This is a genomic window from Kitasatospora papulosa, assembly GCF_000717245.1.
Lineage (GTDB): Bacteria > Actinomycetota > Actinomycetes > Streptomycetales > Streptomycetaceae > Streptomyces > Streptomyces papulosus.
On the sequence record NZ_JNYQ01000004.1, the window covers coordinates 183,917 to 209,305 of the forward strand.

Sequence of the window (25,389 nt, forward strand, 5' to 3'; positions counted from 1 at the left end):
TCTTCCACCAGACGGAATATTCCGCAGTGAAACAAACCGATAGGATCCGCCTCATGCGCCGTTCCAAAATCGTCTGCACCCTCGGTCCCGCCGTCGACTCCCATGAGCAGCTCGTCGCTCTGATCGAGGCCGGCATGAGCGTGGCCCGCTTCAACTTCAGTCACGGCACCCACGAGGAGCACCAAGGCCGTTACGACCGCGTCCGCAAGGCCGCCGCCGAGACCGGCCGCGCCGTCGGCGTGCTCGCCGACCTCCAGGGCCCGAAGATCCGTCTCGGGAAGTTCGCCGAGGGTCCGGTCGAGCTGGTCCGCGGGGACGAGTTCGTCATCACCTCCGAGGACGTCCCGGGCGACAAGTCGGTCTGCGGCACCACCTACAAGGGGCTGCCCGGCGACGTCGTCAAGGGTGACCCGATCCTGATCAACGACGGCAACGTCGAGCTGAAGGTCGTCTCGGTCGACGGTCCGCGGGTCACCACCATCGTCATCGAGGGCGGTGTCATCTCCGACCACAAGGGGATCAACCTCCCGGGTGCGGCGGTCAACGTCCCCGCGCTGTCCGAGAAGGACGTCGAGGACCTGCGCTTCGCCCTGCGGATGGGCTGCGACCTGGTCGCGCTGTCCTTCGTGCGGGACGCCGAGGACGTCAAGGACGTGCACAAGGTGATGGACGAGGAGGGCCGCCGGGTCCCCGTCATCGCCAAGGTCGAGAAGCCGCAGGCCGTCGAGCACATGGAGGGCGTCGTCGCCGCCTTCGACGGTGTGATGGTGGCCCGTGGTGACCTCGCCGTCGAGTATCCGCTCGAGAAGGTCCCGATGGTGCAGAAGCGCCTCATCGAGCTGTGCCGCCGCAACGCCAAGCCGGTGATCGTGGCGACCCAGATGATGGAGTCGATGATCACCAACTCGCGCCCGACCCGCGCCGAGGCGTCCGACGTCGCCAACGCGATCCTGGACGGCGCGGACGCGGTCATGCTGTCGGCGGAGTCCTCGGTCGGCGCGTACCCGATCGAGACGGTCAAGACGATGTCGAAGATCGTCGTCGCCGCCGAGGAGGAGCTCCTGTCCAAGGGCCTCCAGCCGCTGGTGCCGGGCAAGAAGCCGCGTACCCAGGGTGGTTCGGTGGCCCGCGCGGCCTGCGAGATCGCGGACTTCCTGGACGGCAAGGCCCTCGTCGCCTTCACCAAGTCCGGTGACACCGCCCGCCGCCTCTCCCGCTACCGCACGGCACAGCCGATCCTGGCCTTCACCACGGAGGAGTCCACCCGCAGCCAGCTCGCGCTGAGCTGGGGCGTCGAGTCCTACGTCGTGCCGCACGTGGACAACACGGACGCCATGGTCGACCTGGTGGACGCCGAGCTGCTGAAGCTGAACCGCTACAGCGACGGCGACACGATGGTCATCACGGCCGGCTCGCCCCCCGGCGTCCCCGGAACCACCAACATGGTCCGGGTGCACCACCTGAGCGGCGAGCGCGCCTGACGCACCCGTCCGGGACCGACCGAGCGGCCATGGGCCGCACCTACGGCGACAGCCGGGGTGCGGCCCATGGCCGTTGTCCGTGGCGCAGGTAACCAGTACCTGACAGGTGCACGTACCAGCGATATCCGGCTGATCGACACCCTTTATCGACGTGAAACAGCCCTGCTTTCACGAAATCCACATGACATGATCACAACATCTCCTGGGGGGCTGCGGTTCCGCTCGTGGCGGGACAGTGAACCGAAAGGCACACAGAACCTGCAACGTCATACGGACTCCTGAGTCATGGGCGGACGGTGTTCCGTACACACCCCCTCCGGGGCCGACTCGGCACCTACGGGGTGTCATGACGACAGGTGAAGAACGTGCAAAGAGCCACACTTCCGGGACGCCGGCGCCGCTCGCGACTCCTGCGGAGAGGGACGGCGAGCACGGCGTTGGCCACGGTGGCAGCCGTACTCGCGGGGCTGATGTACGCCGTCCCGGCCACCGCCGACGAGCCAGGCGACAATCCCGCAGACCCCTACGAGCGGACCCTCCGCATCAGCCTGGGGGCTCGTGACCGGCAGGACCGCTGTCAGGTGGGCAGGTACATCAACTACGGCGGGCCTGCGGTGAAGGGCGTCGCCAACACCGCGCTGTCAGGATCACAAGCCGGTATCGCCGAAGCGGCACAGTACTGGAACTCGACGCCGGTCCTTGAGGCCGGCCAGAAGGACGACGAGGCCGGCCTGGCGTACTGGCGGACCTGGCAGAGCCGGCAGACGAAGCTCAACGAGACGAATCAGCCCTACGCCGGGACCAACTCGTCCAACGGCCGGCCCTACCACGCGCCCGAGTTCGGCGAGGACATCGTGGCCTTCACACTCGGGACGCAGAGCGACGTCTACGACCAGGCCTACAAGGACCCCACACCCAGGCCCGGTAAGCCGGCCCTGGACAAGGCGCGGCAGGTCTTCGACGCCATCGACACGACCGGCGACGACTGGGCGACCTCCTACAAGACGCCGTACGCGGAGAACGAGATATTCGGCTGGGGAGGCAGCGGGACCGGCTCCTCACACGACGTCGCCAACCTCCTTCGCTACGGCGGCTTCCCGACGAAGGCCCCCGAGCCCGGCTCCATGGAGTACCGCACCGAGGTCGAGACGCTGAAGCTCGCCTGGGCGGGCTGCGACAGCGACAACCCCATCGACCATTACCGGGTGCTCACCGCCCCCGTGCTCCAGGCACACGTGGAATGGGAAGCTGAGTACTCGTCCCAGACCACTCAGCGCCGGGAGATCGTCACCGCCGAAGCAGCGGCGTCCAAAGAGACCCGTACTGCCGCCGACGCCATGATCGAAGCGATCCGGCAGGCGTGGCAGGCCGACCAGATCTTGTTCTGGCAGAAGTACTGGGCCGCCAACAAGGACTCCATCTTCTATCCGACGGCCGCTCAGTTCACCAAGGCGACAGCGGACCTCAAGGCCGCCCGTGCCGCTGCTGCCGCCCAGGTGACCGTCGCAGACGCAGCGGTTGCCCGCGCGAAGACGGCGTCCGACAAGGCCGTCGCGCAACAGGCGTCCGCCTGGACGATCGCCGACGCGGCCAAGCTGCCTCGTGGCCGTGGCCTGATGTACGCGCAGCAGTCGGTACAGGTCGCCCGCGCCTCGCACGCCGCCACCCAGGCCGCGGCCAAGGCGACACTGACCGCGTCGAACGCCGCGAACGCGACCGTCGCGACCAGCAGTACGTTGTACGCGCTCAGCCAGACGCAGGCGCACGCGGTGAACACTGAGTTCCGCAAGGCCGCCGCGCTGGAAGCGGCAGCCCAGGCGAAGGCCGCCGCGACAGCCGCAGCCGCGCAGGCCGCGGAAGCCGCGGCCAACGCCACGACGGCCAAGGCGGCGCAGGCGACGGCCGAGAAGGCGGAGCAGACCGCCAGGACGGCGGCCGCGACGGCCAAGGCCGAGCGTGAGAAGGCGGAGAAGGAGAAGGCCACCGCCACGGCCGAACGCAAGAACGCCGAGGTGGAGCGGGACAAGGCCTCCGCGGCCGAAAGCCGCGCCCAGACGGAGCGCGCAGCCGCAAGCCGGTTCAAGGGCGACGCCGAGACCGCCGGGGCCACGGCAACAGTTCAGCGCGAAGCGGCCGAAGCGGCCGAACTCCGTGCCGCCGTGGCACGGGACGACGCGGTCGAGGCGGAGAAGAACAAGCAGGCGACCGCTTCTCGCGCCGCCTCTCTCGAAGCACGCGCGGCAGCCATGGAAGGTACCGCGTCCGCGGGCGAGGCACGGCAGGCCGCGACCGAGGCCCGTGCCGCCGCGACCGCGGCGTCCGGCGCGGCCTCCCGGGCCAGAACGGCCGCTGACGAAGCGAGCACCGCCGCGGTGAACGCCCGTGCCGCCGCCACCCGGGCAGAGGGTGCGGCCTCACGCTCCCGGGCGCACGCGGACAAGGCGTGGTCGGCCTACCAGACCAGCTTCGCCGCGGCCCAGACCGCGCACGCTGCCGCAGCCGAAGCGATCGACGCCGCCGCGGCCGCTGCGACGAACGCCAAGAACGCCGAAGCTGCGGCCATCAGGGCCAAGGCGGCGGCCGCCGAGGCCCGCAAGCAGGCAACCGCGGCCATGGATGAGGCTGTCAAGACGGCTGCTTGGGCCGCAAAGACGGCCGGCTTCGCGTTCGCCGCCGGGCAAGCCGCTTCTGCAGCCCGCGACTCCGCCACCGAGGTCATCAAGCCGGCCCACGAAGCCATATCCCTGGGCAGCCCGTACAGGGAGACCGATCCCTCGGCGGCATTCGCCGTACTCATCGGGCAGACCTCCAAGAACCTGGCCGAGCAGCAGGCTTCCGCCGCCGAGGCCAAGGCAGCGGAAGCGAGAACGGCAGCGGCAACGGCCAAGGCGCTCGCCGACAAGGCGGCCGCCGACTCCAAGATCGCCGCGAATGCCGCCGCTGCGGCCGCCGCCGACACGGTGAAGGCTCTCGCCTCGGCCGCGGCCGCCAAGGCATCCGCCGCGGAAGCCGCCACAGCGGCTACGGCAGCCAAGAAGTCGGACGTCAACGCGACGAGTTACACGGCCGCAGCCGGCGTGGAGGCCGGCAACGCCGAGTTCGCCGCGCGTGGCGCCGAGAGCGAGGCGGCGGCTGCCGACAGCGCCGCCACCGAGGCCGAGAAGGACGCGTCGAGCGCACGCGCCGCCGCGACCGCTGCTGAGACCGATGCGAGCAGTGCCAGGGCAACGGCGACACAGGCCGAGACTGATGCCACGGCCGCCGAGACCGCCGCGGCCAACGCGAACACCTCCGCCAAGGAAGCCGACGAAGCGGCGGACCGCGCGGAGGAAGAGGCACGCAAGGAGCTCGAAGCGGCACGCAAGGCGGCCATGGAGGCCGGCGGCACCGGAGTCTCCGGCGGGGCCGGCACCGGACTGACCGGTGATGACGAGGCGATTCTGCGTGCGCAGTGCGGCCAGGTCTGCGTCGATCAGTACAAGGCGGCAATGGCCTCCGCGGACGCTGACGTGGTCGACTGGCTCAAGGCCAACAGCGGTGAAGTTCTGCTGGAGCTCATCGGCGTCAACGACGTGAAGCGCTGCTTCGGACAGGGAGACGTCGAGAGCTGCCTGTGGACCCTGGTCGACGCCGTCAGTCTGCTGGCTCTCGTCGGCAAGATCCCCGCCGTGGCGAAAGCGGTGGTGAGCGTCACCCGTGGCATCTCGAAGTTCTTCGAAGCGGCCGAGACCGGCAAGAATCTGATCGCGCAGTACAAGCGAATCGCCGCGTACCTGCGGAAGAATCCTGGCTGTCTGACCGAGCAGGTCACGTCAGCCTCCTCGGCCAAGGTCGCGCGGGCGGCGCTCGCCGCCCACTGTGTCTACATGCCCGGTCCCATCCCGGACGCTTCCGAGATCAACCGGGGCAGCCTCGTCAAGATCAGCGATAACCAGCTCAAGAAGGTCCTCGCGACCATCGACGAGGATCCTCACTCGGTCAAGGGCGAACTGGGCGGGAAGATCGCGAGCTGGGACAATTTCCGGGAGAAGACCACCGGCCGGATCATCTTCGTCAAGAAGGGCGGAAAGATCTTGTATCCGACGAACATCCAGATCCGTCTGTGACCCCGTTCACCATGTACGTGCGAGTGATCAGCGAGACGCTCGCGCCGGACGAGATCGACGACCGGCTCGGGATGCCCGCCGATGAGTCGTACGCCCTCGGCAGCCGCAGGCATCCCCAGGCGATGCCGCGTGCCCACAACCGCTGGGTGCGATATGCCCGGGTCCCCGAACCGGGCGCCCGCCCGGAGGACCTCGAACAGATCGTCACCGGCTGGGGTGAGCCGTTCGCCCGGGCTTTGGGCAGGCTGTCCGACAGCGGCGAGGCGGAGGTGGCTCTGGTCCTGGTCCAGAACATAGAGGATCTCGACGACGAGATGGCGGTGGGCATCGTTCTCGGCGCCGAACTGATCTCGTGGCTCGCCACTGCTCGCGCTTACGTGGATCTCGATCAGCACATCTTCCACGAGTGCGAGGAGTCCGCCTCGAAGTGAGTACGACTGTGGCCCGCACCCCGTGTGAACGGGGATGCGGGCCACAGTCGTGTGCGGCTCCCGGACGGGTCCCGAACACCGGTCAGCTGTTGCCACCGGTGAGGTAGTTCGACAGGCCGGGGACCGTGAGCGTGCCGCCGAACTGGCCGGCCTGGGTCACCGTCGCGTCGGTGAAGAAGGCGAACGGGACGTTCAGCGGCGGAGGGGTCTCCGGGCTGAAGGTGATCGGGATGAGCCCGAAGAGGTTGCCCTCGAGCTTCTCCGTGTACATCGTCACTTCGCCGTCGCGGATCGTCGACGTGGAACCGCCGCGCGCCTTGACGTGGCCGGTCGTTCCGGCCGGACCCTTCGTCAGCTGGTGCAGGTCCTTGATGTCGATGGAGCCGGCCGTGAACTTCAGGACCTTCTTGACCTTGCCGCTGTACGTCTTCACCTCGACGATGCCCGCGTAGTCGAGCCCGGTGAGTGTGAGCTTGGAGGTCTCCAGCGTCCACGGGTCGTCCGGGAGCAGAGGGAGGCCCTGTTCCAGGTCGGCCGCGGCGAGCGCCTCGGGGTCGGCGGTCGGGCAGGGGAAGCGCTCCTTGGCGCCGTCCGGGATGTCCTCGTCCTTGACCGGGTCGAGGCCCTTGACGTCGTCGTCGAGTTCCTCGACGTCCTCGCCCGCCTTCTCCGCCGCGTCACGGATGGCGTCGGTGGTCCTGTCGACCGTGTCCTTCGCAGCGTCCGTGGCCTTCTCCGCCGGCTTGGTGGTGGCCGTGCTCTCCGCCGGCTCAGGAGTCTTCGTGGTGGCGCTGGGGGACGGCTCCGCCGTCTCCTTGTCGGGTCCGTCGAAGAGGTCCTTCAGCGCGTCGCCGACACCCAGCGGGTCGAGAGGGTTCCTCGACCCGGTGGGAGCGGGAGTGGCCGAGGCGGCGGCCTTGTCCCCGGAAGTCTCCGTGGACGTGCCGTCCCCGGACTCGCTCGCGCTCGGACTGGCGAACGGCTTCGGGCTGCCGGCCCCGTCCTCCTTGCCCGCGTCGTCCTTGCCGGTGTCGTCCTTGTCCGCGTCGTCCTTGCCGGTGTCGTCGGACGGCGTGGCGCTCGGGTCCGGCTTCTCCTCGGGCTCCTGCGACTCGGACGGCTCGTCGGAGCGCGTCACGCAGGGCCCGGGCGCGAAGGGGATGTCCGAGTCGTCGGCCATGGCCAGCTTGGGGGTGAGCCCCATGCCCACGAAGACGGCCGTCGGCATCGCGGCGAGCGCGAACGCCTTCTTGCCCGCGGGCAGGTGCAGCTTGGTCAGGAGTGACTTCCTGGGCGCCGCGTGGCGGGGCCCTCTTCGCTCCGGAAGGTTCTCCGGCCCGAAGCCGTTCGTCCGGCTGTCGTCACCCCGCACGATGCCTCCCGCCGTCGGCCTCCGCCGCCGCCTCGAACAGCATCGGCCTCCGAGGGGCCTCAGCCGTGTCGTGGGCTTCCTGCTCGTGTGCCGGGGCGTCGGTCCTGGACGCGTTCGCGCCCTCGTGCGCCGGATCAGCCGTCGCCTCACCTGGAGCCCACGCGATGGAGAGTGCTCCGCCGAGAAGCGAGAACAGGAAACCGATGATGAAGCCGCCTATGTTGGCGACGGGTATGGAGACGAGCGCGAGCAGGATCGCGGCGACCCCTGCGAACACCCGCACGATGTGGTGGAACCACATCGTGAAGCCCAGCGTGACGAGCAGGACCCCGATGATCAGCGAACCCGCTCCGGCCGTGGTGGACATCGCCAGCGTGACATTGCCGAGATGCATGTTGGCGTACGGGAAGTAGGCGATGGGAAGGCCACCCGCCATGGTGAACAGACCCGCCCAGAACGGCCGGTTACCCCGCCAGGTGCGGAATCCCCGCCGGTAGACGGTGAGGTGGTGCTTGTTCTGCCCTGTGGACTCGGGGCTCATGGAAAACAGCTCCCTGGAACCGGTACTGCTGTGAGAGGAGAAAAAACGGGTGGCCGGAAGCCGGTGGTGCGAGCTCCGGCCACCCGGACGGGTGCTTAGTAGCACTCCTGGTCGGTACCCGTGGAGAGCCGCAGCTTCAGCCCGCTGAGGTTGAAGGTGCCGGCCGTCGTGGCCCAGGCCTTCTGCTCGACGTTCTTCAGCAAGGCCTTCTCGGCACGCTGCGAGAAGCCGTTGGGGTTCGCCTGGGTGTTCGGCTGAATCCCGGGCTTGCCATCCGTCTTCGGAAGGGAACCCGCGGCCACACCGATGTCGATGTTCTTGAACTCGGCGTCGGCGTCGAGCTGGGACACGTCGAGGTAGAGGCTCTTGGCGAAGACGGGGTCATGCCCCTTGCCGCCTGCCTCCAGCCTCAGCGTGACGTTGCCGACACCGGGAACCTTGGGTGTGACGACCGACTGGCACATGTTGGTGATGTAGGCCTTGCTGAAGCCCGACACCGCCACCGGGGCGTGCATCTCCTTGCCGTCGAGCGTCTTGCCCGAGGCCACACTGCCGTACTGGACGAAGTCCCAGCCCTCGAGCTGGGTGGCCTTCACCTTGAACTCCTGCCCGGAGACGCTGAACGACGCGGCGAGCGCGCCCTGCGCGAGGCCTACGCCGACCGCCGCGGTCGCGACGACGCTCGGCACCATGACCAGAGCGAAACGCTTCCATCTGGTACCACCGCGAACCTGAGAACTCATATGTTTCCTCCTTCTCGGACGTACATCTCCGGTACGGGCATCGTGCCCGCCCTGGGATGGGAGAAGTGCTACGTCCTCGGGAAGGAGAGCGCCCGGACCGGAGGCGCGTACCGCATCCGAATCACCGGCGATCACCCCCGAGCGACAACCACTGGCCGCGCGTCTGCGCAGCCGGTTCGGACAGGCCCTGCCCAGGGGCAGGAACCCCCCTGTCCGCGATCGGCGCCACTGCCGCCGACCACCCGGTGGGGACCCAACGAACCCACCTGCGCCGACTGGCCGTCGGGCCGGTGGGTATTGGACCGAGCGTGGCCGATCGTGGTGCATTCGCGGCCGTGACACAAGGGGGGTCGTTACTGACTAGTAACGACCAGATAACCAGGACACGACAGGGGGATGTCGTCCGGCCACTCAGGGTGGCACCAAACGGACGTACGAATGGTGAGATTGCAGCCCTAAAGCGGACAGACTCTCAGAGGCGATTTACTGCGAGTAACAGTACGTACTTTTATCAAGTTTTGGTAAAGCGGATGCGTTCCTTGTCGCCCACCCGCGAAAACGGCCGTGGCGCCCGGAGGGCTCCACGGCCGTGTTGTCACATCAGAACAAGACACGCGCCAGGGCGGTCCGGGCCGCGGTGACGCGGGGGTCGTCGGGGCCGATCACCTCGAAGAGTTCGAGGAGCCGCACGCGCACGGCGTCACGGTCGTCACCGAAATTACGGCGGACCGTCTCGACGAGCCGGCCGAAGGCGTCCTCGACGTGGCCGCCCACGAGGTCCAGGTCGGCGGCGGCCATCTGCGCCGCGGGAGCGACCGGATTCTCCGCCGCCTCCGTGCGCACCTTCTGCGGGTCCAGGCTCGCGACACGGCCCAGCAGTTCGGCCTGCGCGAGCCCCAGCTTGGCCTCGGTGTTGACCGGGTCGTCGGCCAGGACGCTCCGGTACGCCCGGACCGCTCCGTCGAAGTCGTTGGCGTCCAGCGCCTGCGCGGCGGTCTCCAGCTGCGCGTCGTACGGTCCCGCGGGCACCTCGGCCGGAGCGCTGTCCGCGTCCCCTGCGGACGCGTCGACGACGATCCCGGTGAGACCGAAACGCTCCTCGCCGACCTGGATCAGCTGGTCGAGCGTCTCGCGGATCTGGCTCTCGGGGGCCGCGCCCTGGAAGAGCGGGAGGGCCTGTCCGGCCACCACCGCGAAGACCGCGGGGATGCCCTGGACGCCGAACTGCTGCATCAGCATCTGGTTGGCGTCGACATCGACCTTGGCCAGCAGGAAGCGGCCGTTGTACTCGACGGCGAGACGCTCCAGGAGCGGGCCGAGCTGCTTGCACGGCTCGCACCACTCGGCCCAGAAGTCGATGACGACGGGCACCTCGGTGGAGCGCTGGAGGACGTCGGTCTCGAAGCCCGCCTCGTCGACGTCGATCACCAGGGAGGCGGGTGACACGGCACCGCCACCCCCCTGCCGGGCGGACTCCGCGCGGGCCTGCTCGGCCTTCGCCTTGGCGTCGCCGGCCGCCTTCACAGCGGCGAGGTCGACGACGCCGCTCATGGACATGTTCCTAGGCTGCATACGTACATCCTCCCCCCTGTGCGCACTGTTCCGGAAAGCGATCCGCGAACCGCTTCCGTCCACGGCCACGCCGGTGTGCGTGACGAGGGGACGGAAACGGCCCCGAGGCCCTGAAAACCCCGTGTTCGGTGCCGGGTCCCCACCCGGCGCCTGTGGCTGTCGATCAGTCGTGGCGCGACGACGGCCGAACCGTCGGTCCTTACGCTACGACCCGTAGCGTAACTGTCCGGCCCCCCTCCGGGGCAAGAGCGCGCGGTGATCTGTCTCACGGGCTCCGGGGCCGGTCAGCAGTACTTACCGGCCGGTATGGTCGCCGCATGCCGAGCCGCACTCCCACCGAACCCACCCGGTCCGGCCGTCCCCGCAGCGCCGAGGCCGATGCCGCGATCCTGGAGGCGACCCGTGAGTCACTGGTCGACCTCGGCTGGTCGAAGCTGACGATGGGCGACGTGGCGACGCGCGCGGGGGTCGCCAAGACGACTCTCTACCGCCGCTGGGCCGGCAAGAACGAGCTCGTGGTGGACGCGGTGGCCGTCCTCTTCGACGAGCTGGAGCTGCCCGACCTGGGGAGCCTGCCGGCCGACGTGGAGGCCGTCGTCCTCCAGTTCGCCGCCCTGCTGGAGCGGCCGGAGACGAAGACGGCGCTGATGGCGGTGGTCGCCGAGTCGACGCGGGACGAGGCGCTGCGGGACCGTATACGGGATTCGATCGTCGCCCGGCAGAAGCACCTCGTCCTGCAGGGGCGGGAGCGGGCGCAGCTGCGCGGTGAACTGCCCTCCGAGCCGGACGCGGTGGTGGCCGCCCGGACCGCCGACCTGATCTTCGACGTGATCGCCGGCGCCGTCGTGCACCGCACACTGGTGAGCGCCGAGCCGGTCGACTCCGACTGGGCCCGGCGCTTCACCATGCTGCTGCTCTCCGGGCTGGGCGCCGCGGCGGCCGGGCGGCAGCCGGGGGCCCGAGGACCCGGAGAGTCACGGCCGACGGGTGTTCAGAAGCCCGGCGGCTCGGTGTAGACACCCCATTCGTCGCGCAGCACCCCGCAGATCTCTCCGAGGGTCGCCTCGGCCCGCACGGCCTCCAGCATCGGACCGATCATGTTCGAACCGTCGCGGGCGGCGGCCAGCATGGCGTCCAGCGCCTCACGGACCTTCGCGTCCTCACGGCCCTCCTTGCGCCCGGCGAGCACCCGCACCTGCTCGCGCTCGACCTCGTGGCTGACCCGCAGGATCTCCAGGTCGCCGGTGACCGAGCCGTGGTGGACGTTGACGCCGACGACCCGCTTCTCGCCCTTCTCCAGCGACTGCTGGTACCGGAAGGCGGATTCGGCGGTCTCACCGGTGAACCAGCCGTCCTCGATACCGCGCAGGATGCCGGAGGTCATCGGGCCGACGGGGTGCACGCCGTCGGGGTGCGCCCGGGTGCCGCGCTCCTTGATCTGTTCGAAGATCTTCTCCGCGTCGGCCTCGATGCGGTCGGTGAGCTGCTCGACGTACCACGAACCGCCCAGCGGGTCGGCGACGTTGGCGACGCCGGTCTCCTCCATGAGCACCTGCTGGGTGCGCAGCGCGATCTCGGCCGCCTGCTCGGACGGGAGGGCGAGCGTCTCGTCCAGGGCGTTGGTGTGCAGGGAGTTGGTGCCGCCGAGGACGGCGGACAGCGCCTCCACCGCGGTGCGCACGACGTTGTTGTACGGCTGCTGGGCGGTGAGCGAGACACCTGCCGTCTGGGTGTGGAAGCGGAGCCACTGCGCCTTGTCCGTCTTCGCGCCGTAGGTCTCCTTCATCCAGCGGGCCCAGATCCGGCGGGCGGCGCGGAACTTGGCGATCTCCTCGAAGAAGTCGAGGTGCGCGTCGAAGAAGAAGGAGAGCCCGGGCGCGAAGACGTCGACGTCCAGCCCGCGGGAGAGGCCCAGCTCGACGTATCCGAAGCCGTCGGCCAGGGTGTACGCGAGCTCCTGCGCGGCCGTGGCTCCCGCCTCGCGGATGTGGTAGCCGGAGACGGAGAGCGGCTTGTAGGCCGGGATGTCGCGGGCGCAGTGCTCCATCAGGTCGCCGATGAGGCGCAGATGGGGCTCGGGCTGGAAGAGCCACTCCTTCTGCGCGATGTACTCCTTGAAGATGTCGGTCTGGAGCGTGCCGTTGAGCACGGCGGGGTCGACTCCCTGGCGCTCCGCGGCGACGAGGTACATGCAGAAGACGGGGACGGCGGGCCCGCTGATCGTCATCGAGGTGGTGACGTCGCCGAGCGGGATGTCCTGGAACAGGACCTCCATGTCGGCGGCCGAGTCGATGGCGACACCGCAGTGGCCGACCTCGCCGAGCGAGCGGGCGTCGTCGGAGTCCCGGCCCATGAGGGTCGGCATGTCGAAGGCGACGCTGAGTCCGCCGCCGCCGTTGGCCAGGATGGACTTGTACCGCTCGTTGGTCTGCCGGGCGTTGCCGAAGCCGGCGAACTGGCGGATCGTCCAGGTGCGGCCCCGGTAGCCGGTGGCGTGGAGCCCCCGGGTGAAGGGGTACTCGCCGGGCCAGCCGATCCGCTCGAAGCCCTCGTACGTGTCCCCCGGGCGGGGCCCGTACACGGGCTCCACGGGGTCACCGGAGAGCGTGGTGAAGTCCGCGTCGCGCTTGCGGGCCTTGTCGTAACGGGCCTGCCAACGGTGGCGGCCTTCCTCGATCGCAGATGCGTCCATGCATCAAATTTACTAGGACGTCCTAGTAAATGTCGACGGCAAACCGCCCGGCGCTTTCGCGCGGGGCGGTCGCGTGGTGTCCGTCAGGCCTTGACGGCCTGCGCGGACCCGTCGGTGATCAGCGGTTCGACCTCCCGGACCACCTTGCGCTCGACGAAGAACGCGGCGGTCGGGATCGTGCCGGAGATCAGCACCCAGAGCAGCTTGCCGACCGGCCACTTCGCCTTGGAGCCGAGGTCGAAGGCGAAGATCAGGTAGATGATGTAGAGGAGGCCGTGGGTCTGCGAGACGACGAGCGTCAGCCCTTCACCGGTGTCGAAGCCGTACTTGAAGATCATGCAGACGCACAGGATCAACAGCATGACGGCGGTGACGTAGGCCATCACCCGGTAGCGGGTCAGCACACTGCGTTTCATGGCATCGAGCGTAACCGGAGGTCCGGGGCGATCTTCGGGCACCCCGGGCCCACGCGCCGCGCGCTCAGGCGTCGTCGAAGTCCTGTGCGGCGACCCGCAGCGGCCGGAGCATCGCGAAGATCTCGGCGCATTCCTCCTCGTCGTAGACACCGAGTCCGAAGTCCATCGCCATCAGGTCCTGGCTGGCGGCCTCGACGACCTCGCGCCCCTTGTCGGTGATGGAGGCCAGGGTCCCGCGGCCGTCGTTGGGGTTGGGGCGCTTGTCGACCAGCCCCGAGCGCACCAGCCGGTCGACGGTGTTCGTCACCGAGGTCGGGTGCACCATCAGACGCTCGCCGATCTTGGACATCGGCAGCTCGCCGGCCTGCGAGAAGGTCAGCAGGACCAGGGCCTCGTACCGGGCGAAGGTCAGTCCGTAGGGTTTGACCACCGCGTCCACCTCGGCGAGCAGGATCTGCTGCGCACGCATGATCGAGGTGATCGCGCCCATGGAGGGCACCGGCCCCCAACGCCGCTGCCAGAGTTCCTCGGCGCGGGCGATGGGATCGAAGGGGAGGCTGAGCGGCTTCGGCACGGCACGACCTTACCCACTGGTCACTTGGTGGTCAGCCCTGTCTCGCACTTCGGTACCGGACACGCGTTCTCCGCACCTCCGCGACCAGCAGGAGCGTGCAGACCGTCCCCACGACGCCCGACGCGGCGACCACCTGGTGCACCGGGAAGAACTCGGCGGCCAGTCCCGCCCCGGCCATGCCGAGCCCCTGCACGGTCATCAGGCCGGCGGTGAGGAGGGTCATGGCCCTGCCCCGCAGGTGTTCGGGGACCGCCTCCACGAACCACTGGTCGAGCCCGATGATGTACGCCGCGCCGGCCCCGGCCAGCACCAGGGCGGCCACGGCCAGGACCGTGCCCGGGCGGAAGGCGTACAGCACGAGGGGCAGCAGTCCGAGGGCGGCGGCCGGCAGCACGATCCGCGAGCGGGCACGGGGGCCGAGGGCGGTCCCCACGTACAGCTCGGTACCGATGTGGCCGACGGCCATCGCGCACATCAGCAGTCCGAGGGCCGCCGGGCCGGCGCCGATGGCCTCGACGTACGGGGCGGCCAGGGCCTCCGGTGCGACGACGAAGAAGGCGGGCACCCAGAAGAGCAGGAGCAGCCCCCGGATCCGGCGGTCGCCGAGAAGGGCCCCGGCCCCCGCGAGCGACTCGGCGAGCAGCGGGCCGGCGACGTCCTTCCCCGTGCGGGCGGGCCGGTCCAGGGTGCCGAGGCGCAGCAGCACGGCGGAGCAGAGGAACGTCAGGACTGTGACCGTGATCGCCCCGCGCGGGGACAGCACCGTGAGCAGCATGCCGCCCGCGCCGAAGCCGATGAGCATGGCGCTCTGCGAGACCATGCGCAGCAGTGAGCGCCCGAGGACGTAGAGGTCGCCGTCGCCGAGGATGTCGGTCAGGGCCGCCGTCCGTGTCCCGGTGAAGACGGGGGCGACCGCCGCCACGGCGCAGCGCAGTGCGAGGAGCGCGCCGACCGGGGTGCCGGGGAGCACCATCACGGCGACGCAGCTCGCGCAGACCAGGTCGCAGGTGACGAGGACGCGGCGTGCGGGGAAGCGGTCGGCGACCCCGGCGAAGAGGGTGCCGCCCACGACGTACGGGAGGAAACCGAGCGCGAACGTGAGGGCGGACAGGAGGGGCGAGCCGGTGAGGTCGTAGACGAGGACGGTGAGCGCCAGCTCGCTGACGGTCACGCCGAGGAGGGAGAGCAGGTGCGCGGCGAAGACCACGCGGAACTCCCGCACGGCGAGGACGGCCCGGTAGCCCTCGGCTCGGGGGTCGGCCTCCGGGGCGGAGCCCGGGTCGGACGAGGAGGTCCGCCCCGGAGGCCGGGCCGGTGACGGCGCCTCGACGGCGGGCTCTTCGCGGGGTGCGCCCGCCGGGGTGGAGGTGTCGTTCGGCATGGACGCAGCGTGGGGCAGGGGCCCGGCCTCTCCGTAGACTTTCGGCTCACGCCGAATCTTCGAGTGGGGGCGCATGCCGTTCCATCTGCACTTCGACGAGACAGATCTGCTCCGCTGCCGCTTCGCGCTGTCACCGCTCTGGGAGACGCAGGAAGCCGTACGCACGCTTCACCGCCGTGCGCGGCACGGGTACCACCTGCCGTGGCTGCGGCGGATCGAGGAGGGTGCCGCGGGGCTCGACCTCACGCCGCTGTGGCTGCTGATGCCCGAGTCCGGCTTCAACCCGGACTTCCTCTGCCCGCCGCCGCTCGGGCCGCTCGCCGCCTTCGCCGAGGAGCTGGCGGGCCTGCGCGCCACGGATCCGGCGGTCGCCCGCGACGAGATGGCGCTCGCGCTCGCCGACAACCCCGGTGGCCTCCGCTCCCCCACCGGCCGGCGGATGCTCGCCGACCCGGCACGGGCCGTCCAGGAGCTGGCGGACCTGCTGGAGCAGGCGTGGCGGGTGATGGTCGAGCCGCACTGGCCCCGGTTGCGGACCCTGCTGGAGGCGGACATCGCCTACCACTCACGGCGCCTGGCGGAGGTCGGTTTCGAGCGGCTGCTGGGCGAGATCGGTCCGCAGCTGCACTGGGCCGACTCGACGCTGACGGTGGCGGGGACCCGGGGCGACCACAGCAGGGTCCTGGGCGGGCAGGGACTCGTGCTGATGCCCAGCGTCTTCGTGTGGCCCGACGTGGTCGGCGGCTACGAGCCCCCCTGGCAGCCCGCAGTGATCTATCCGGCGCGCGGCATCGGCGGCCTGTGGACGGAGGCCGCCGAGCGGACGCCCGACAACCTGGCCGCGCTGCTGGGGCGGGCACGCGCCGACGTGCTCTGCGCCCTCACCGAGCCGGCCGGGACGAGCGCGCTGGCGCACCGGCTCGCCCTCGCCCCGTCCTCCGTGTCGGCGCACCTGAAGGTGTTGCGCGCGGCGGGCCTGCTCACCTCGCGGCGCTACGGGCACCAGGTGCTGTACGAGCGCACGCCCCTGGGCATCACGCTGTCGGGGCAGGAGTCCTGACGTTACGCACCGCGCGTGGCTCAGTTCCCGGCCGTCGGGTTGCCGGCGTTTGCGGCGGTCAGCGCGGGCTCCGGCTCCTGGGCGGTACACGCCGCGGAGGGCCGTCCGGGCACGGTGCGGGCCGCGCGTCCGCGCAGCACGGCGAGGGACCACAGCGCGAGGGGCACGAGCGCGGTCACCAGGGCGAGCGCGGCCCATGGGCGCGGCTGCGCGTCGGTGAGCACGAGCAGGCAGCTCACCGCGGCGAACAAGCAGGTGACGGCCTCCACGGGGCCGCGGGCGAGCGTCAGCGTGTAGCCGACGAGCCGTCCGGGCGGCACCCGGAACAGCGCCCTGCCGTACTGCCGCGACAGCGTCCCGTACGCCCCCCGGGACCGCCGCGGCCGGCGGTCTCCCAGGTCCGCCCAGGAGACGGGCGCCTCCCCGGCACCGAGAGGCGTGTGCACGGAGCGCCAGTACCGTCCGGTCAGCGGGTTGCGCAGCCGGTGGATCTCGAAACCGGTGACCGCGGCCTCCGTGACGGAGTCGTGGAAGCCGCCGGCCTGGCGGAGCGCCGCCACGCGTACGACCGGGCCGGGCCCGTCGAGCAGGGGCGCCCCGTAGCGGTTGCCCGCCCGCTGGACCAGCGTCGCGAGGAGCGGCCGTGGCGACGCGGGGGCATCACCCCGCGGGCCCACGACGAAGGCGATGTCCGGGTCACGGAACCAGCCGGTCGTCCGCTCCAGGGCTTCCGGCCCCGGGACGTGGCCGGCGTCGGCGCACACGACGAGGTCGTAGGCGTCTCCGTGTTTGGCGAGCCAGGCGTTGACGTTCCCGCGCTTCGTGCCGGCCTCGTGCGGCCCCGCCCCCCGGTTCCACTCGGGAACCCCGAGCCGCGTGAAGTGGTGCACGCCCAGCTCGGCGCAGAGCATCCGGGCCTCGGGGTCGTCCCCCTCGTCGAGCAGCCAGACGTCCAGCGGGCCCGGATACCGCATGAGCACGGCGGCCTCCAGCGTGGTCCGCACCGCGGAGAGGGGCTCCACGCCGGGGACGCAGGTGGTGAGCAGGGCGAGCCGGGTGCCCGGTTCCGGTGCCACGGGGACCGGGTCCCTGGCCACCGACAAGGCGTAGGCCACGGCGGCCACGTTGGCCAGCAGGAACAGCTCGAACAGGCCGACGGAGACCAGCGTCAGGGAGTCGGCGAGCACCAGCCATCTCCGGCCGCTCCCGCCCTGGGTCCAGTGCGTCGGCCACAGCACGTGGAGCAGCAGCAGCCCGGTGACCGCGGGGAGGACGGGCAGCAGGAGGACGGCGGCACCCGTCCGCGCGGGACGGCGGTACCGCACCCGGTACCCCGTCGTGAGCGGCTCCGTGGGGCCGCTGTCGTGATCGTGACCCTCCGCCGGCATCGTGCCTCCCGTGGTCGGACCGTTGCGGTATCCCCACAGAAGGGGAGACGGGGCGGCGTGTCGACCGGACAGGACCGGGCGGGGGAGCCCGTTCGCCCGAACGGGAGGAACCCCCGGTGTCCGCCGGGGGTTCCTCGTGCGCGTCGCGGGTGCGGACGGGGCGTCAGCCCGCGAGGTGCCGCTCCACCGTCTCGACCTTGGAGGTCAGACCGTCGGTGACACCCGGCCGGATGTCGGCCTTCAGCACCAGGGAGACGCGGCCGGCCCGCGCCTCGACCGCGGCGACGGCGCGCTTGACGACGTCCATGACCTCGTCCCACTCGCCCTCGATCGAGGTGAACATCGCGTCCGTGCGGTTGGGCAGTCCGGACTCGCGGACGACACGGACGGCGTCGGCGACGTACTCACCGACGTCCTCGCCGACACCCAGCGGACTGACGGAGAAGGCGACGATCATGCGTTCACCGTGCCCTCGGCGCGGGCGCGGGCGGCGATGACGCCGTCGGCCTCGTACTTCTTCAGCAGCTTCTCGCCGTAGAGGCCGCCGAAGGGGACCACCGCGAGCAGGAAGAACAGGGCGACGCGCTTGAGCGGCCACTTGGCCTTGACCCACACGTCCAGGAGGAACACCACGTAGATCGTGAAGAGCAGGCCGTGCAGCGCGCCGAGCGGCGGCATCAGGAAGTCGATGTCCGAGACCCGCATGAGCAGCGAGCCGAAGATGAGCAGCGCCGGGAAGGACAGCGCCTCGGGAAGCGAGATGAGGCGCAGCCGGTGCAGGGCGGAAGCGGTCTTGATGTCCACGAGGGCACCTTCGGTGGGAGGGGCGTGTCGGCTTGTGAACGCAGGCACAAGCACAGCCATTGTGGCATCGCTCCCGGCCCCCGGGAGCGCCGGGTCCGGGTCCGGTCCGCCGGGCACGTATCGGCGCATATCAGGGTCGCCCCGGGGGGCGGATCCGCCGTAGGGCCCTGTCCGCCGGGGTCCCCGGCGGTTAACGTCGCACTGTGGCGATGTTCCGACTCCAAGGCAGCAAGACGCTCGCCGTCGACCTGACAGGCGACGCCGTCAAGGCGAAGAACGGCTCGATGGTCGCGTACGACGGCCGGATGGCGTTCAAGAAGATGTCGGGCGGCGGTGAGGGGCTCCGTGGCATGGTGACCCGCCGGCTGACCGGCGAGCAGATGGAAGTGATGGAGGTGAAGGGGCAGGGCACCTGCTATTTCGCCGACCGGGCGAGCGAGATCAACCTCGTGTCGCTGCACGGCGACACCCTCTACGTCGAGGCCAGCAATCTGCTGGCCACGGACGCCGGGCTGCGCACCGGCACCTCCTTCACGGGTCTCCGTGGCGGGGCGAGCGGCAACGGCCTGTTCACCACGACCGTCGAGGGCACCGGTCAGGCGGCGATCATGTCGGACGGCACCGCCGTGGTGCTGCGGGTGTCGCCCCAGTACCCGCTGAACGTCGACCCCGGCGCCTACATCGCCCACCAGGGCAGGCTCCAGCAGCACTTCCAGTCCGGGGTGAACTTCCGGACGTTCATGGGTGAGGGCTCCGGGGAGTCCTTCCAGATCCGCTTCGAGGGCGACGGGCTCGTCTACGTGCAGCCCAGCGAGCGGAACACCGTCGGGGGCGATGTCTGATGCCGTTCCGTGAGATCAACTCGAAGATGGTCGAGGCCTCGGTGGAGCCCGGCCGGAAGATGTACAGCCAGCGCGGCGCGATGCTCGCGTACCGGGGCGACGTCTCCTTCACCCCGGACATCCGGGGCGGGCAGGGCGGCCTGGCGTCGATGATCGGCCGGCGGGTGGCGAACGAGGCGACCCCGCTGATGACGGTCGAGGGCAGCGGCACGGTGATGTTCGGCCACGGGGGCCATCACATCCAGGTGATCGACCTGACGGGCGACACCCTCTATGTGGAGGCCGACCGGCTGCTCGCCTTCGACGGGACGCTCCGGCAGGGCACCATGTTCATGGGCTCGCAGGGCGGAGTCATGGGCATGGTCCGCGGGCAGGTGACCGGACAGGGCCTGTTCACGACGACGCTGGGGGGCCACGGCTCGGTGGCCGTGATGGCGCACGGCGGGGTGGTCGAGCTGCCGATCGCACCGGGACGGCCGGTCCACGTGGACCCGCAGGCGTACGTCGCCCACCACGGGGACGTGACCAACAAGCTGTCCACCGCGCTCGGCTGGCGCGACATGGTGGGGCGCGGTTCCGGCGAGGCGTTCCAGCTGGAGCTCAGCGGCAACGGAGCGGTGTACGTCCAGGCGTCGGAGGAGAAGCTGTGAGCACACCCGTGGTTCTCGACCCGATGACGCTGCCGTCGGACGACAACGTCAACGCCTACACCTTCTGCGTGGAGCTCAAGGGGAGCCAGTGGTTCCTGCAGAAGGGCAAGATGATCGCCTACTACGGACAGATCCAGTTCGACGGCATCGGGCACGGCCGCTTCGAGCGGCTGATCCGTACGAGCTTCCACTCACCGCTGCACGCGAGCGACTGGGTGGTGGCCGAGGGCAGCGGCAAGATGCTGCTCGCCGACCGGGCCTTCGACGTGAACTCCTTCGACCTGGAGGACGGCAACCTCACGATCCGGTCCGGCAACCTCCTGGCCTACCAGCCGACCCTGGCACTGAAGCAGTCGATCGTCCCGGGCTTCCTGACCCTGATCGGCACCGGGAAGTTCGTCGCCGCGTCCAACGGTCCCGTGGTCTTCATGGAACCGCCGCTGCGGGTGGATCCGCAGGCGCTGGTCGGGTGGGCGGACTGCCCCTCCCCCTGCCACCACTACGACCACGGCTACATGACGGGCGTGATGGGCGGGCTGCGCTCGCTGACCGGGATCGGCGGAACCTCGGGCGAGGAGCACCAGTTCGAGTTCGTCGGGGCGGGCACGGTGCTGCTGCAGTCGACCGAGGTGCTGATGCCCGAACAGGCGACCGGCGGCGTGCCGCACGAGCCCGGTGTGCCGGGCGGCGGACCGGGAGGCGGTCAACACGGCTCCACACCCCGCATGCCCGGTCAGCTGGGGGACCTCCAGCGTCGCTTCGGGCTGTGAGCGGTAGTCTGCGGAGTGTGATGTCCAGGGGGCGCGTGCGCGGACTCACACTCCCACAGTTCGTCCGGCTTTCAACATCTTAGGTAGAATCCCACGTATGGAGATGACCGAGACGGCCACTCGATGGCTGACCGATGCGGAGCAGTGCGCCTGGCGCACCCACCTTGACGTCAGCAGACTGCTGACGCATCAGCTGGAGAAGGACCTCCAGCCGTTCGGCCTGACCATGAACGACTACGAGATCCTGGTCAACCTCTCCGAATCGGACGACCGGCGGATGCGGATGAGCGATCTCGCCGCCGCCACCCTGCAGTCCAAGAGCAGGCTCTCGCACCAGATCACCCGCATGGAGAACGCCGGCCTGGTGCGGCGCGAGCACTGCGAGTCGGACCGGCGCGGGCTGTTCGCGGTCCTCACCGACCTCGGCGGCGAGACGATGCGCAAGGTCGCACCGCACCATGTCGAGTCGGTGCGCAGGCACTTCATGGACCTGCTCTCCCCCGGCGAACTCTCCGAACTGCACGCGGCGCTGACCCCGATCGCGGAGCACCTGCGCGGACGGCGCGGCAAGCCGTAGCCCTCACCCCTCCTCGGCCGCCGTCGGCCGCCGGCTCCCGCCCGCGGCCGCCGGCAGGCGCAGGGTGAACCGCGCGCCGCCGCCGGACGCCGTACCCACCGCGAGGGTGCCACCGTGCCGGGTGGCCACGTCACGGGCGATGGCCAGGCCGAGCCCGGCCCCGCCGTCGTCACGGCTGCGGGCGTCGTCCAGACGTACGAACCGCTCGAAGATCCGGTCGCGTTCCGCCTCGGGCACGCCCGCGCCGTCGTCGGTGACCTCGACGAGCACGTCACCCCGGTCGGCCCGCACCGAGACGGCCACCGCATGTTCCGCGTGACGCTCGGCGTTGTCCAGGAGGTTGCCCACCACACGGGCCAACTGCCCACGGGATCCGGTCACTTCGAGTGGACCCGCGTCAGCCACGGACACCTCCGGCGGGATCCGGTCGGCCCCCCGCTGGGAGACCGCCTCGCGGACCAGGGACCCCAGGTCGACCTCCGTGCGCCCCGGCCGCTCCCCCGCGTCCAGCCGGGCGAGCAGCAGCAGGTCCGTGGCCAGGTCCTGGAGGCGTACGGTGTCGGCGACCGCGCCGGGGACGTCCAGCAGCTCGGGGTGGGCCGCCCCCACTTCCAACTGGGTGCGGAGCGAGGCGATCGGGCTGCGCAGTTCGTGCGAGGCGTCGGCGACGAAGCGCCGCTGCCGGCCGACCGACGCCTCCAGCACGGTCAGGGTCTCGTTGGTCGTCCGGGCCAGCCGCGCGATCTCGTCGCGCGAGTCCGGCTCCGGGACACGGCGGCCCAGGTCCTCGGACGCGGTGATCGCGGCCAGCTCCCGCCGGATGCCCTCCACCGGCCGCAGTGCGCGGCGGGTGACCAGCCAGGTCACCCCGGCGACGACGAGCAGCATGAGGGGCAGCCCGGTCAGCATGGAGTTGCGTACGGTGTCCACGGCCTCCTGCTCGGCCGCCAGCGGAGCGCCCGCGTGGACGGTCAGGGTGACGTCCTTGTCCGTGGTCAGCTCGACGGAGGCGAAACGGTAGTCGGCCGTCTCGCCGTCGACGGTGGCGGTGCCGTTCGCGAAGTCCGGCTGGTCGGAGGACACCTCACCCCGGGCCGGGGTGCTCACGTCGTGATCGTCGTCATCGTCGCCCCCCGGGCTCGGCACCGGGGCCGACGGCACCGGTTCGACCTCGGACGTGCCCGTACCCGAGACCGACTCCAGGTCCTTGGAGACGGCCACCACGCGCCCCGCCTCGTCGGTCACCTGGACGGGATGGATCTCCTCGTCCCCCAGCTCCAGCTCCGTGTACACCGACCCCAGGGCCAGCTGCCCGGCCACCTCCCGCGCGGCCACCTCGGCCTCCAGGCCCGCCCGGTCCGTCAGATTGCCCCGCAGCACCAGGAGGACGGCCAGCCCGGCGACCGTCAGCGCGACGGCCACGACCAGGGTGGCGCCCAGGGCGGCCCTGGCCCGTACCGACCTCACAGCGCCTCCAGCCGGTAGCCGGCGCCGCGTACCGTACGGATCGCCGCGGCGCCGAGCTTGCGGCGCAGGGTGCTGATGTAGACCTCGACGATGTTCGGGTCGCCGTCGTAGGCGAAGTCCCAGACGTGCTCCAGGATGTCCGCCTTGCTGACCACCTCGCCCGCCCGCCGCACGAGCTGTTCCAGGACCGCGAACTCCTTCGTCGTGAGGGTGACTTCGTCCTCGCCCCGGTGCACCCGCCGGGCGGCGGTGTCCATCCGCAGCGTCCCGGCGGTCAGCACCGGCGAGGCGGAGCCGCCGCGGCGGCGCAGCAGCGCCCTGACACGGGCGACGAGCACGACGTACGAGAACGGCTTGGTCAGGTAGTCGTCGGCGCCCGTGTCCAAACCCTCCGCCTCGTCGTACTCCCCGTCCTTCGCGGTCAGCATCAGGATCGGCGTCTCGTGCCCGGCGGCCCGCAGGGCGGCGCAGATCCGGTAGCCGTTCATCCCGGGGAGCATGATGTCGAGGACCACGAGGTCGTACACGCCCTGGCCGGCCAGGTGCAGGCCCTCCAGTCCGTCGTGCACGACGTCGACGGCGAAGCCCTCGGCGGTCAGCCCCCTCGCGAGGGACGTGGCGAGGCGCTTCTCGTCCTCCACGATCAACAGGCGCATGGGGCAAGCTTCCCAAACCGAACCTGAAGACGCCTTCAGGTGACTTCAGGCTGTGTTCAGCATCGCCCGGCCAGGGTGGTTCCCGTCGCACCACACATCCCATCGGGGAGGAACCACCATGAAGCGCAACATCGCCGTCGCCACTCTCACCGCGGCCGTACTCGTCGGCGGCGGGCTCGTCGCCACCGCGGCCTTCGCCGACTCCGACAGCGGCGGGAAGGACGACCGGACGGCAGCGGCGGACCGGACCGCCGCAGACACCGGGGCGGCCGGCCGCGTCGGTGTCGACGGGGCCGTCGCCGCCGCGCTGAAGGCGGTCCCGGGCACGGTCACCGAGGCCGAGCGGGACGAGGACGACGACGACCGTGCCCGCGCTGTGTGGGAGCTCGACGTGTACGGCTCCGACCGGGTCTGGCACGACGTGACGGTGGACGCGTCGAGCGGCAAGGTACTGTCCGACCGCGAGGACGACGGCGACGACGACCGCGACCGGCACGCGCCCCGCTCCTCGGCGGTCTCCCTGGACGCGGCGGTGAAGGCGGCGCTCGCCCAGCAGCCCGGCACGGTGACGTCGGTGGACCTGGACGACGACGATGACGACGACAACGACCGCGGCAAGCGTGCCCCGCACTGGGACGTCGACGTCACGGGCAAGGACGGCAAGCAGCACGAGCTGCGCGTCGACGCGAAGAGCGGCAAGGTCACCGTGGACCGGGACGACAACGACGGTGACGACGACTGAGCACGGCGATCGGGTCGGGCGGACAGCCGCCGGCGCGCGGGGAGAGCCGTGCCCGGCCCGCCCGCGTCACCCCGGCCTGCCCGACCGCGGACGCGCGCCCAGGGGGCGGGACCGGTTCCCGGGCGGCCCGCACGCCGCCCGGGAGACCGTCAGTTCCCGCCGGTGAGCCCCGCGACCAGCTCGTCCGCCGCCGCGTACGGGTCGAGGCCTCCGGCCACGATCCGTTCCGCGAGCGCGTCCAGCCGGCGGTCGCCGTGCAGGTCGGCGATCCGCTCACGGAGCGCGGTGACGGCGATCGTCTCGACCTCCCGGGCCGCGCGCGCCGTGCGCCGCTCGGCCAGGACACCGCGCTCCTCCATCCACGCCCGGTGCTTCTCCAGGGCCTCGACCACCTCGTCGAGGCCCTCGCCCCGGGCGGCGACCGTCTTCACGATCGGCGGCCGCCAGTCGCCGGGCCCCCGGGACTCCCCCAGGCCCAGCATGTGGTTCAGCTCGCGGGCGGTGGCGTCCGCCCCGTCCCGGTCGGCCTTGTTGACCACGTACACGTCGCCGATCTCCAGGATCCCGGCCTTGGCCGCCTGGATCCCGTCGCCCATGCCGGGCGCGAGGAGCACGACGGAGGTGTCGGCCTGGGAGGCGATCTCCACCTCCGACTGGCCGACCCCCACCGTCTCGACGAGGATCACGTCGCAGCCCGCCGCGTCCAGCACCCGGATCGCCTGCGGCGCGGACCACGCGAGACCGCCGAGATGGCCCCGGGTGGCCATGGAACGGATGTAGACGCCCGGGTCGGAGGCGTGCTCCGACATCCGGACGCGGTCGCCGAGGAGCGCGCCCCCGGAGAACGGCGACGACGGGTCGACGGCCAGCACCGCGACGCGTTTCCCCGCCTTCCGGTAGGCGGAGACCAGTGCCGAGGTCGAGGTGGACTTGCCGACACCCGGCGACCCGGTCAGGCCGACGACGTAGGCGTGGCCCGCGAGCGGCGCCAGCGCCGCCATCACCTCCCGCAGCTGCGGGGAGGCGCCCTCCACCAGGGAGATGAGCCGGGCCACCGCACGCGGCCTGCCCTCACGTGCCTGCTCGACCAGGGTGGGGACGTCCACCTTCACGCGGCCTCCTCG

24 protein-coding genes are annotated in these 25,389 nt (G+C 70.8%); 10 read left to right on the forward strand and 14 right to left on the reverse strand.

The window, feature by feature from the left end:
• Positions 1-53: 53 nt before the first annotated feature.
• The 3 genes from pyk (at position 54) to IA22_RS0112045 (ending at position 6,018) form a co-directional block, all read left to right on the forward strand.
• Positions 54-1,481 carry a pyruvate kinase gene (pyk, locus tag IA22_RS0112035; RefSeq protein WP_014154003.1) on the forward strand — a complete coding sequence of 476 codons (1,428 nt, stop codon included), beginning with the start codon at positions 54-56 and terminating at the stop codon, positions 1,479-1,481.
• 446 nt (positions 1,482-1,927) lie between these two features.
• Positions 1,928-5,587: a hypothetical protein gene (locus IA22_RS0112040; RefSeq protein ID WP_101913617.1), complete on the forward strand. Its 3,660-nt coding sequence runs from the start codon at positions 1,928-1,930 to the stop codon at positions 5,585-5,587.
• Positions 5,584-6,018, forward strand: coding sequence for a DUF4279 domain-containing protein (locus IA22_RS0112045; RefSeq protein WP_015578773.1), 435 nt, complete (start codon positions 5,584-5,586; stop codon positions 6,016-6,018). The genes IA22_RS0112040 and IA22_RS0112045 overlap by 4 nt, the downstream gene beginning before the upstream one ends.
• Before the next feature lie 82 nt (positions 6,019-6,100).
• On the opposite strand, the gene IA22_RS0112050 is transcribed toward IA22_RS0112045, so the two are convergent.
• From IA22_RS0112050 to IA22_RS0112065, 4 genes are all read right to left on the reverse strand, one after another.
• Positions 6,101-7,390 carry an MSCRAMM family adhesin gene (locus IA22_RS0112050; RefSeq protein ID WP_015578772.1) on the reverse strand — a complete coding sequence of 430 codons (1,290 nt, stop codon included), beginning with the start codon at positions 7,388-7,390 and terminating at the stop codon, positions 6,101-6,103.
• Complete coding sequence (locus IA22_RS0112055; RefSeq protein ID WP_015578771.1) at positions 7,380-7,931, reverse strand: DUF6114 domain-containing protein; 552 nt, start codon at positions 7,929-7,931, stop codon at positions 7,380-7,382. The genes IA22_RS0112050 and IA22_RS0112055 overlap by 11 nt, the downstream gene beginning before the upstream one ends.
• 95 nt (positions 7,932-8,026) lie before the next feature.
• Positions 8,027-8,674 carry a DUF6230 family protein gene (locus IA22_RS0112060; RefSeq protein ID WP_078468371.1) on the reverse strand — a complete coding sequence of 216 codons (648 nt, stop codon included), beginning with the start codon at positions 8,672-8,674 and terminating at the stop codon, positions 8,027-8,029.
• Between the two features lie 600 nt (positions 8,675-9,274).
• Positions 9,275-10,246, reverse strand: coding sequence for a tetratricopeptide repeat protein (locus tag IA22_RS0112065; protein WP_037659179.1), 972 nt, complete (start codon positions 10,244-10,246; stop codon positions 9,275-9,277).
• Between the two features lie 317 nt (positions 10,247-10,563).
• On the opposite strand from IA22_RS0112065, the gene IA22_RS0112070 reads away from it, so the two are divergent.
• The gene (locus IA22_RS0112070) at positions 10,564-11,262 is read left to right on the forward strand and encodes a TetR/AcrR family transcriptional regulator (protein WP_015578768.1); all 699 of its coding nucleotides are present in this window, start codon (positions 10,564-10,566) and stop codon (positions 11,260-11,262) included.
• On the opposite strand, the gene IA22_RS0112075 is transcribed toward IA22_RS0112070, so the two are convergent.
• From IA22_RS0112075 to IA22_RS0112090, 4 genes are all read right to left on the reverse strand, one after another.
• Entirely contained in the window at positions 11,238-12,938 is a 1,701-nt protein-coding gene (locus IA22_RS0112075; RefSeq protein WP_030123607.1) for a coenzyme B12-dependent isobutyryl-CoA mutase large subunit, read from the reverse strand. The two genes, IA22_RS0112070 and IA22_RS0112075, sit on opposite strands and share 25 nt — an antisense overlap.
• A gap of 83 nt (positions 12,939-13,021) precedes the next feature.
• Positions 13,022-13,354: a DUF3817 domain-containing protein gene (locus IA22_RS0112080; RefSeq protein WP_014154010.1), complete on the reverse strand. Its 333-nt coding sequence runs from the start codon at positions 13,352-13,354 to the stop codon at positions 13,022-13,024.
• 64 nt (positions 13,355-13,418) lie between these two features.
• Positions 13,419-13,928 (reverse strand): MarR family winged helix-turn-helix transcriptional regulator, encoded by a 510-nt coding sequence (locus IA22_RS0112085; protein WP_014154011.1) that lies wholly within the window; start codon positions 13,926-13,928, stop codon positions 13,419-13,421.
• A gap of 31 nt (positions 13,929-13,959) precedes the next feature.
• On the reverse strand, positions 13,960-15,309 hold the full coding sequence (locus IA22_RS0112090) for an MFS transporter (protein ID WP_015578765.1): 1,350 nt from the start codon (positions 15,307-15,309) through the stop codon (positions 13,960-13,962).
• A gap of 73 nt (positions 15,310-15,382) precedes the next feature.
• Between IA22_RS0112090 and IA22_RS0112095 the strand changes: the two genes are divergently transcribed.
• Complete coding sequence (locus tag IA22_RS0112095) at positions 15,383-16,369, forward strand: ArsR/SmtB family transcription factor (protein ID WP_014154013.1); 987 nt, start codon at positions 15,383-15,385, stop codon at positions 16,367-16,369.
• Positions 16,370-16,389: 20 nt separating this feature from the next.
• Here the strand turns inward: IA22_RS0112095 and IA22_RS0112100 are convergent, their stop codons facing one another.
• From IA22_RS0112100 to IA22_RS0112110, 3 genes are all read right to left on the reverse strand, one after another.
• Positions 16,390-17,757, reverse strand: coding sequence for a glycosyltransferase family protein (locus tag IA22_RS0112100; protein WP_030123608.1), 1,368 nt, complete (start codon positions 17,755-17,757; stop codon positions 16,390-16,392).
• 163 nt (positions 17,758-17,920) lie between these two features.
• Positions 17,921-18,214 (reverse strand): MTH1187 family thiamine-binding protein, encoded by a 294-nt coding sequence (locus IA22_RS0112105; protein WP_015578763.1) that lies wholly within the window; start codon positions 18,212-18,214, stop codon positions 17,921-17,923.
• Positions 18,211-18,561 (reverse strand): DUF3817 domain-containing protein, encoded by a 351-nt coding sequence (locus tag IA22_RS0112110; RefSeq protein ID WP_014154016.1) that lies wholly within the window; start codon positions 18,559-18,561, stop codon positions 18,211-18,213. Before IA22_RS0112110 ends, IA22_RS0112105 begins: the two co-directional genes overlap by 4 nt.
• A 209-nt stretch (positions 18,562-18,770) precedes the next feature.
• Between IA22_RS0112110 and IA22_RS0112115 the strand changes: the two genes are divergently transcribed.
• From IA22_RS0112115 to IA22_RS0112130, 4 genes are all read left to right on the forward strand, one after another.
• Complete coding sequence (locus IA22_RS0112115; protein ID WP_014154017.1) at positions 18,771-19,403, forward strand: AIM24 family protein; 633 nt, start codon at positions 18,771-18,773, stop codon at positions 19,401-19,403.
• The gene (locus IA22_RS0112120) at positions 19,403-20,053 is read left to right on the forward strand and encodes an AIM24 family protein (RefSeq protein WP_014154018.1); all 651 of its coding nucleotides are present in this window, start codon (positions 19,403-19,405) and stop codon (positions 20,051-20,053) included. The genes IA22_RS0112115 and IA22_RS0112120 overlap by 1 nt, the downstream gene beginning before the upstream one ends.
• Positions 20,050-20,823 (forward strand): AIM24 family protein, encoded by a 774-nt coding sequence (locus IA22_RS0112125; RefSeq protein ID WP_015578761.1) that lies wholly within the window; start codon positions 20,050-20,052, stop codon positions 20,821-20,823. Before IA22_RS0112120 ends, IA22_RS0112125 begins: the two co-directional genes overlap by 4 nt.
• Before the next feature lie 97 nt (positions 20,824-20,920).
• Positions 20,921-21,400 (forward strand): MarR family winged helix-turn-helix transcriptional regulator, encoded by a 480-nt coding sequence (locus IA22_RS0112130; protein ID WP_014154020.1) that lies wholly within the window; start codon positions 20,921-20,923, stop codon positions 21,398-21,400.
• A 3-nt stretch (positions 21,401-21,403) separates the two neighbouring features.
• On the opposite strand, the gene IA22_RS0112135 is transcribed toward IA22_RS0112130, so the two are convergent.
• Both IA22_RS0112135 and IA22_RS0112140 read right to left on the reverse strand, forming a co-directional pair.
• Positions 21,404-22,867 carry a sensor histidine kinase gene (locus IA22_RS0112135; RefSeq protein WP_030123609.1) on the reverse strand — a complete coding sequence of 488 codons (1,464 nt, stop codon included), beginning with the start codon at positions 22,865-22,867 and terminating at the stop codon, positions 21,404-21,406.
• On the reverse strand, positions 22,864-23,523 hold the full coding sequence (locus IA22_RS0112140; protein WP_014154022.1) for a response regulator transcription factor: 660 nt from the start codon (positions 23,521-23,523) through the stop codon (positions 22,864-22,866). Before IA22_RS0112140 ends, IA22_RS0112135 begins: the two co-directional genes overlap by 4 nt.
• 118 nt (positions 23,524-23,641) lie before the next feature.
• Here IA22_RS0112140 and IA22_RS0112145 point away from each other — a divergent pair, with 118 nt between their 5' ends.
• Positions 23,642-24,265 (forward strand): PepSY domain-containing protein, encoded by a 624-nt coding sequence (locus IA22_RS0112145; RefSeq protein ID WP_030123610.1) that lies wholly within the window; start codon positions 23,642-23,644, stop codon positions 24,263-24,265.
• A 149-nt stretch (positions 24,266-24,414) separates the two neighbouring features.
• Here the strand turns inward: IA22_RS0112145 and meaB are convergent, their stop codons facing one another.
• Entirely contained in the window at positions 24,415-25,377 is a 963-nt protein-coding gene (gene meaB / locus IA22_RS0112150; protein WP_014154024.1) for a methylmalonyl Co-A mutase-associated GTPase MeaB, read from the reverse strand.
• Positions 25,378-25,389 lie beyond the last annotated feature (12 nt).

Bases quoted from the DNA above. Each gene is read 5' to 3' on its own strand.
- pyk (WP_014154003.1), top strand. From the start codon at position 54: ATGCGCCGTTCCAAAATCGTCTGCACCCTCGGTCCCGCCGTCGACTCC.
- IA22_RS0112055 (WP_015578771.1), bottom strand. From the start codon at position 7,931: ATGAGCCCCGAGTCCACAGGGCAGAACAAGCACCACCTCACCGTCTAC.
- IA22_RS0112060 (WP_078468371.1), bottom strand. From the start codon at position 8,674: ATGAGTTCTCAGGTTCGCGGTGGTACCAGATGGAAGCGTTTCGCTCTG.
- IA22_RS0112065 (WP_037659179.1), bottom strand. From the start codon at position 10,246: ATGCAGCCTAGGAACATGTCCATGAGCGGCGTCGTCGACCTCGCCGCT.
- IA22_RS0112070 (WP_015578768.1), top strand. From the start codon at position 10,564: ATGCCGAGCCGCACTCCCACCGAACCCACCCGGTCCGGCCGTCCCCGC.
- IA22_RS0112075 (WP_030123607.1), bottom strand. From the start codon at position 12,938: ATGGACGCATCTGCGATCGAGGAAGGCCGCCACCGTTGGCAGGCCCGT.
- IA22_RS0112080 (WP_014154010.1), bottom strand. From the start codon at position 13,354: ATGAAACGCAGTGTGCTGACCCGCTACCGGGTGATGGCCTACGTCACC.
- IA22_RS0112090 (WP_015578765.1), bottom strand. From the start codon at position 15,309: ATGCCGAACGACACCTCCACCCCGGCGGGCGCACCCCGCGAAGAGCCC.
- IA22_RS0112095 (WP_014154013.1), top strand. From the start codon at position 15,383: ATGCCGTTCCATCTGCACTTCGACGAGACAGATCTGCTCCGCTGCCGC.
- IA22_RS0112100 (WP_030123608.1), bottom strand. From the start codon at position 17,757: ATGCCGGCGGAGGGTCACGATCACGACAGCGGCCCCACGGAGCCGCTC.
- IA22_RS0112105 (WP_015578763.1), bottom strand. From the start codon at position 18,214: ATGATCGTCGCCTTCTCCGTCAGTCCGCTGGGTGTCGGCGAGGACGTC.
- IA22_RS0112115 (WP_014154017.1), top strand. From the start codon at position 18,771: ATGTTCCGACTCCAAGGCAGCAAGACGCTCGCCGTCGACCTGACAGGC.
- IA22_RS0112120 (WP_014154018.1), top strand. From the start codon at position 19,403: ATGCCGTTCCGTGAGATCAACTCGAAGATGGTCGAGGCCTCGGTGGAG.
- IA22_RS0112130 (WP_014154020.1), top strand. From the start codon at position 20,921: ATGGAGATGACCGAGACGGCCACTCGATGGCTGACCGATGCGGAGCAG.
- IA22_RS0112140 (WP_014154022.1), bottom strand. From the start codon at position 23,523: ATGCGCCTGTTGATCGTGGAGGACGAGAAGCGCCTCGCCACGTCCCTC.
- IA22_RS0112145 (WP_030123610.1), top strand. From the start codon at position 23,642: ATGAAGCGCAACATCGCCGTCGCCACTCTCACCGCGGCCGTACTCGTC.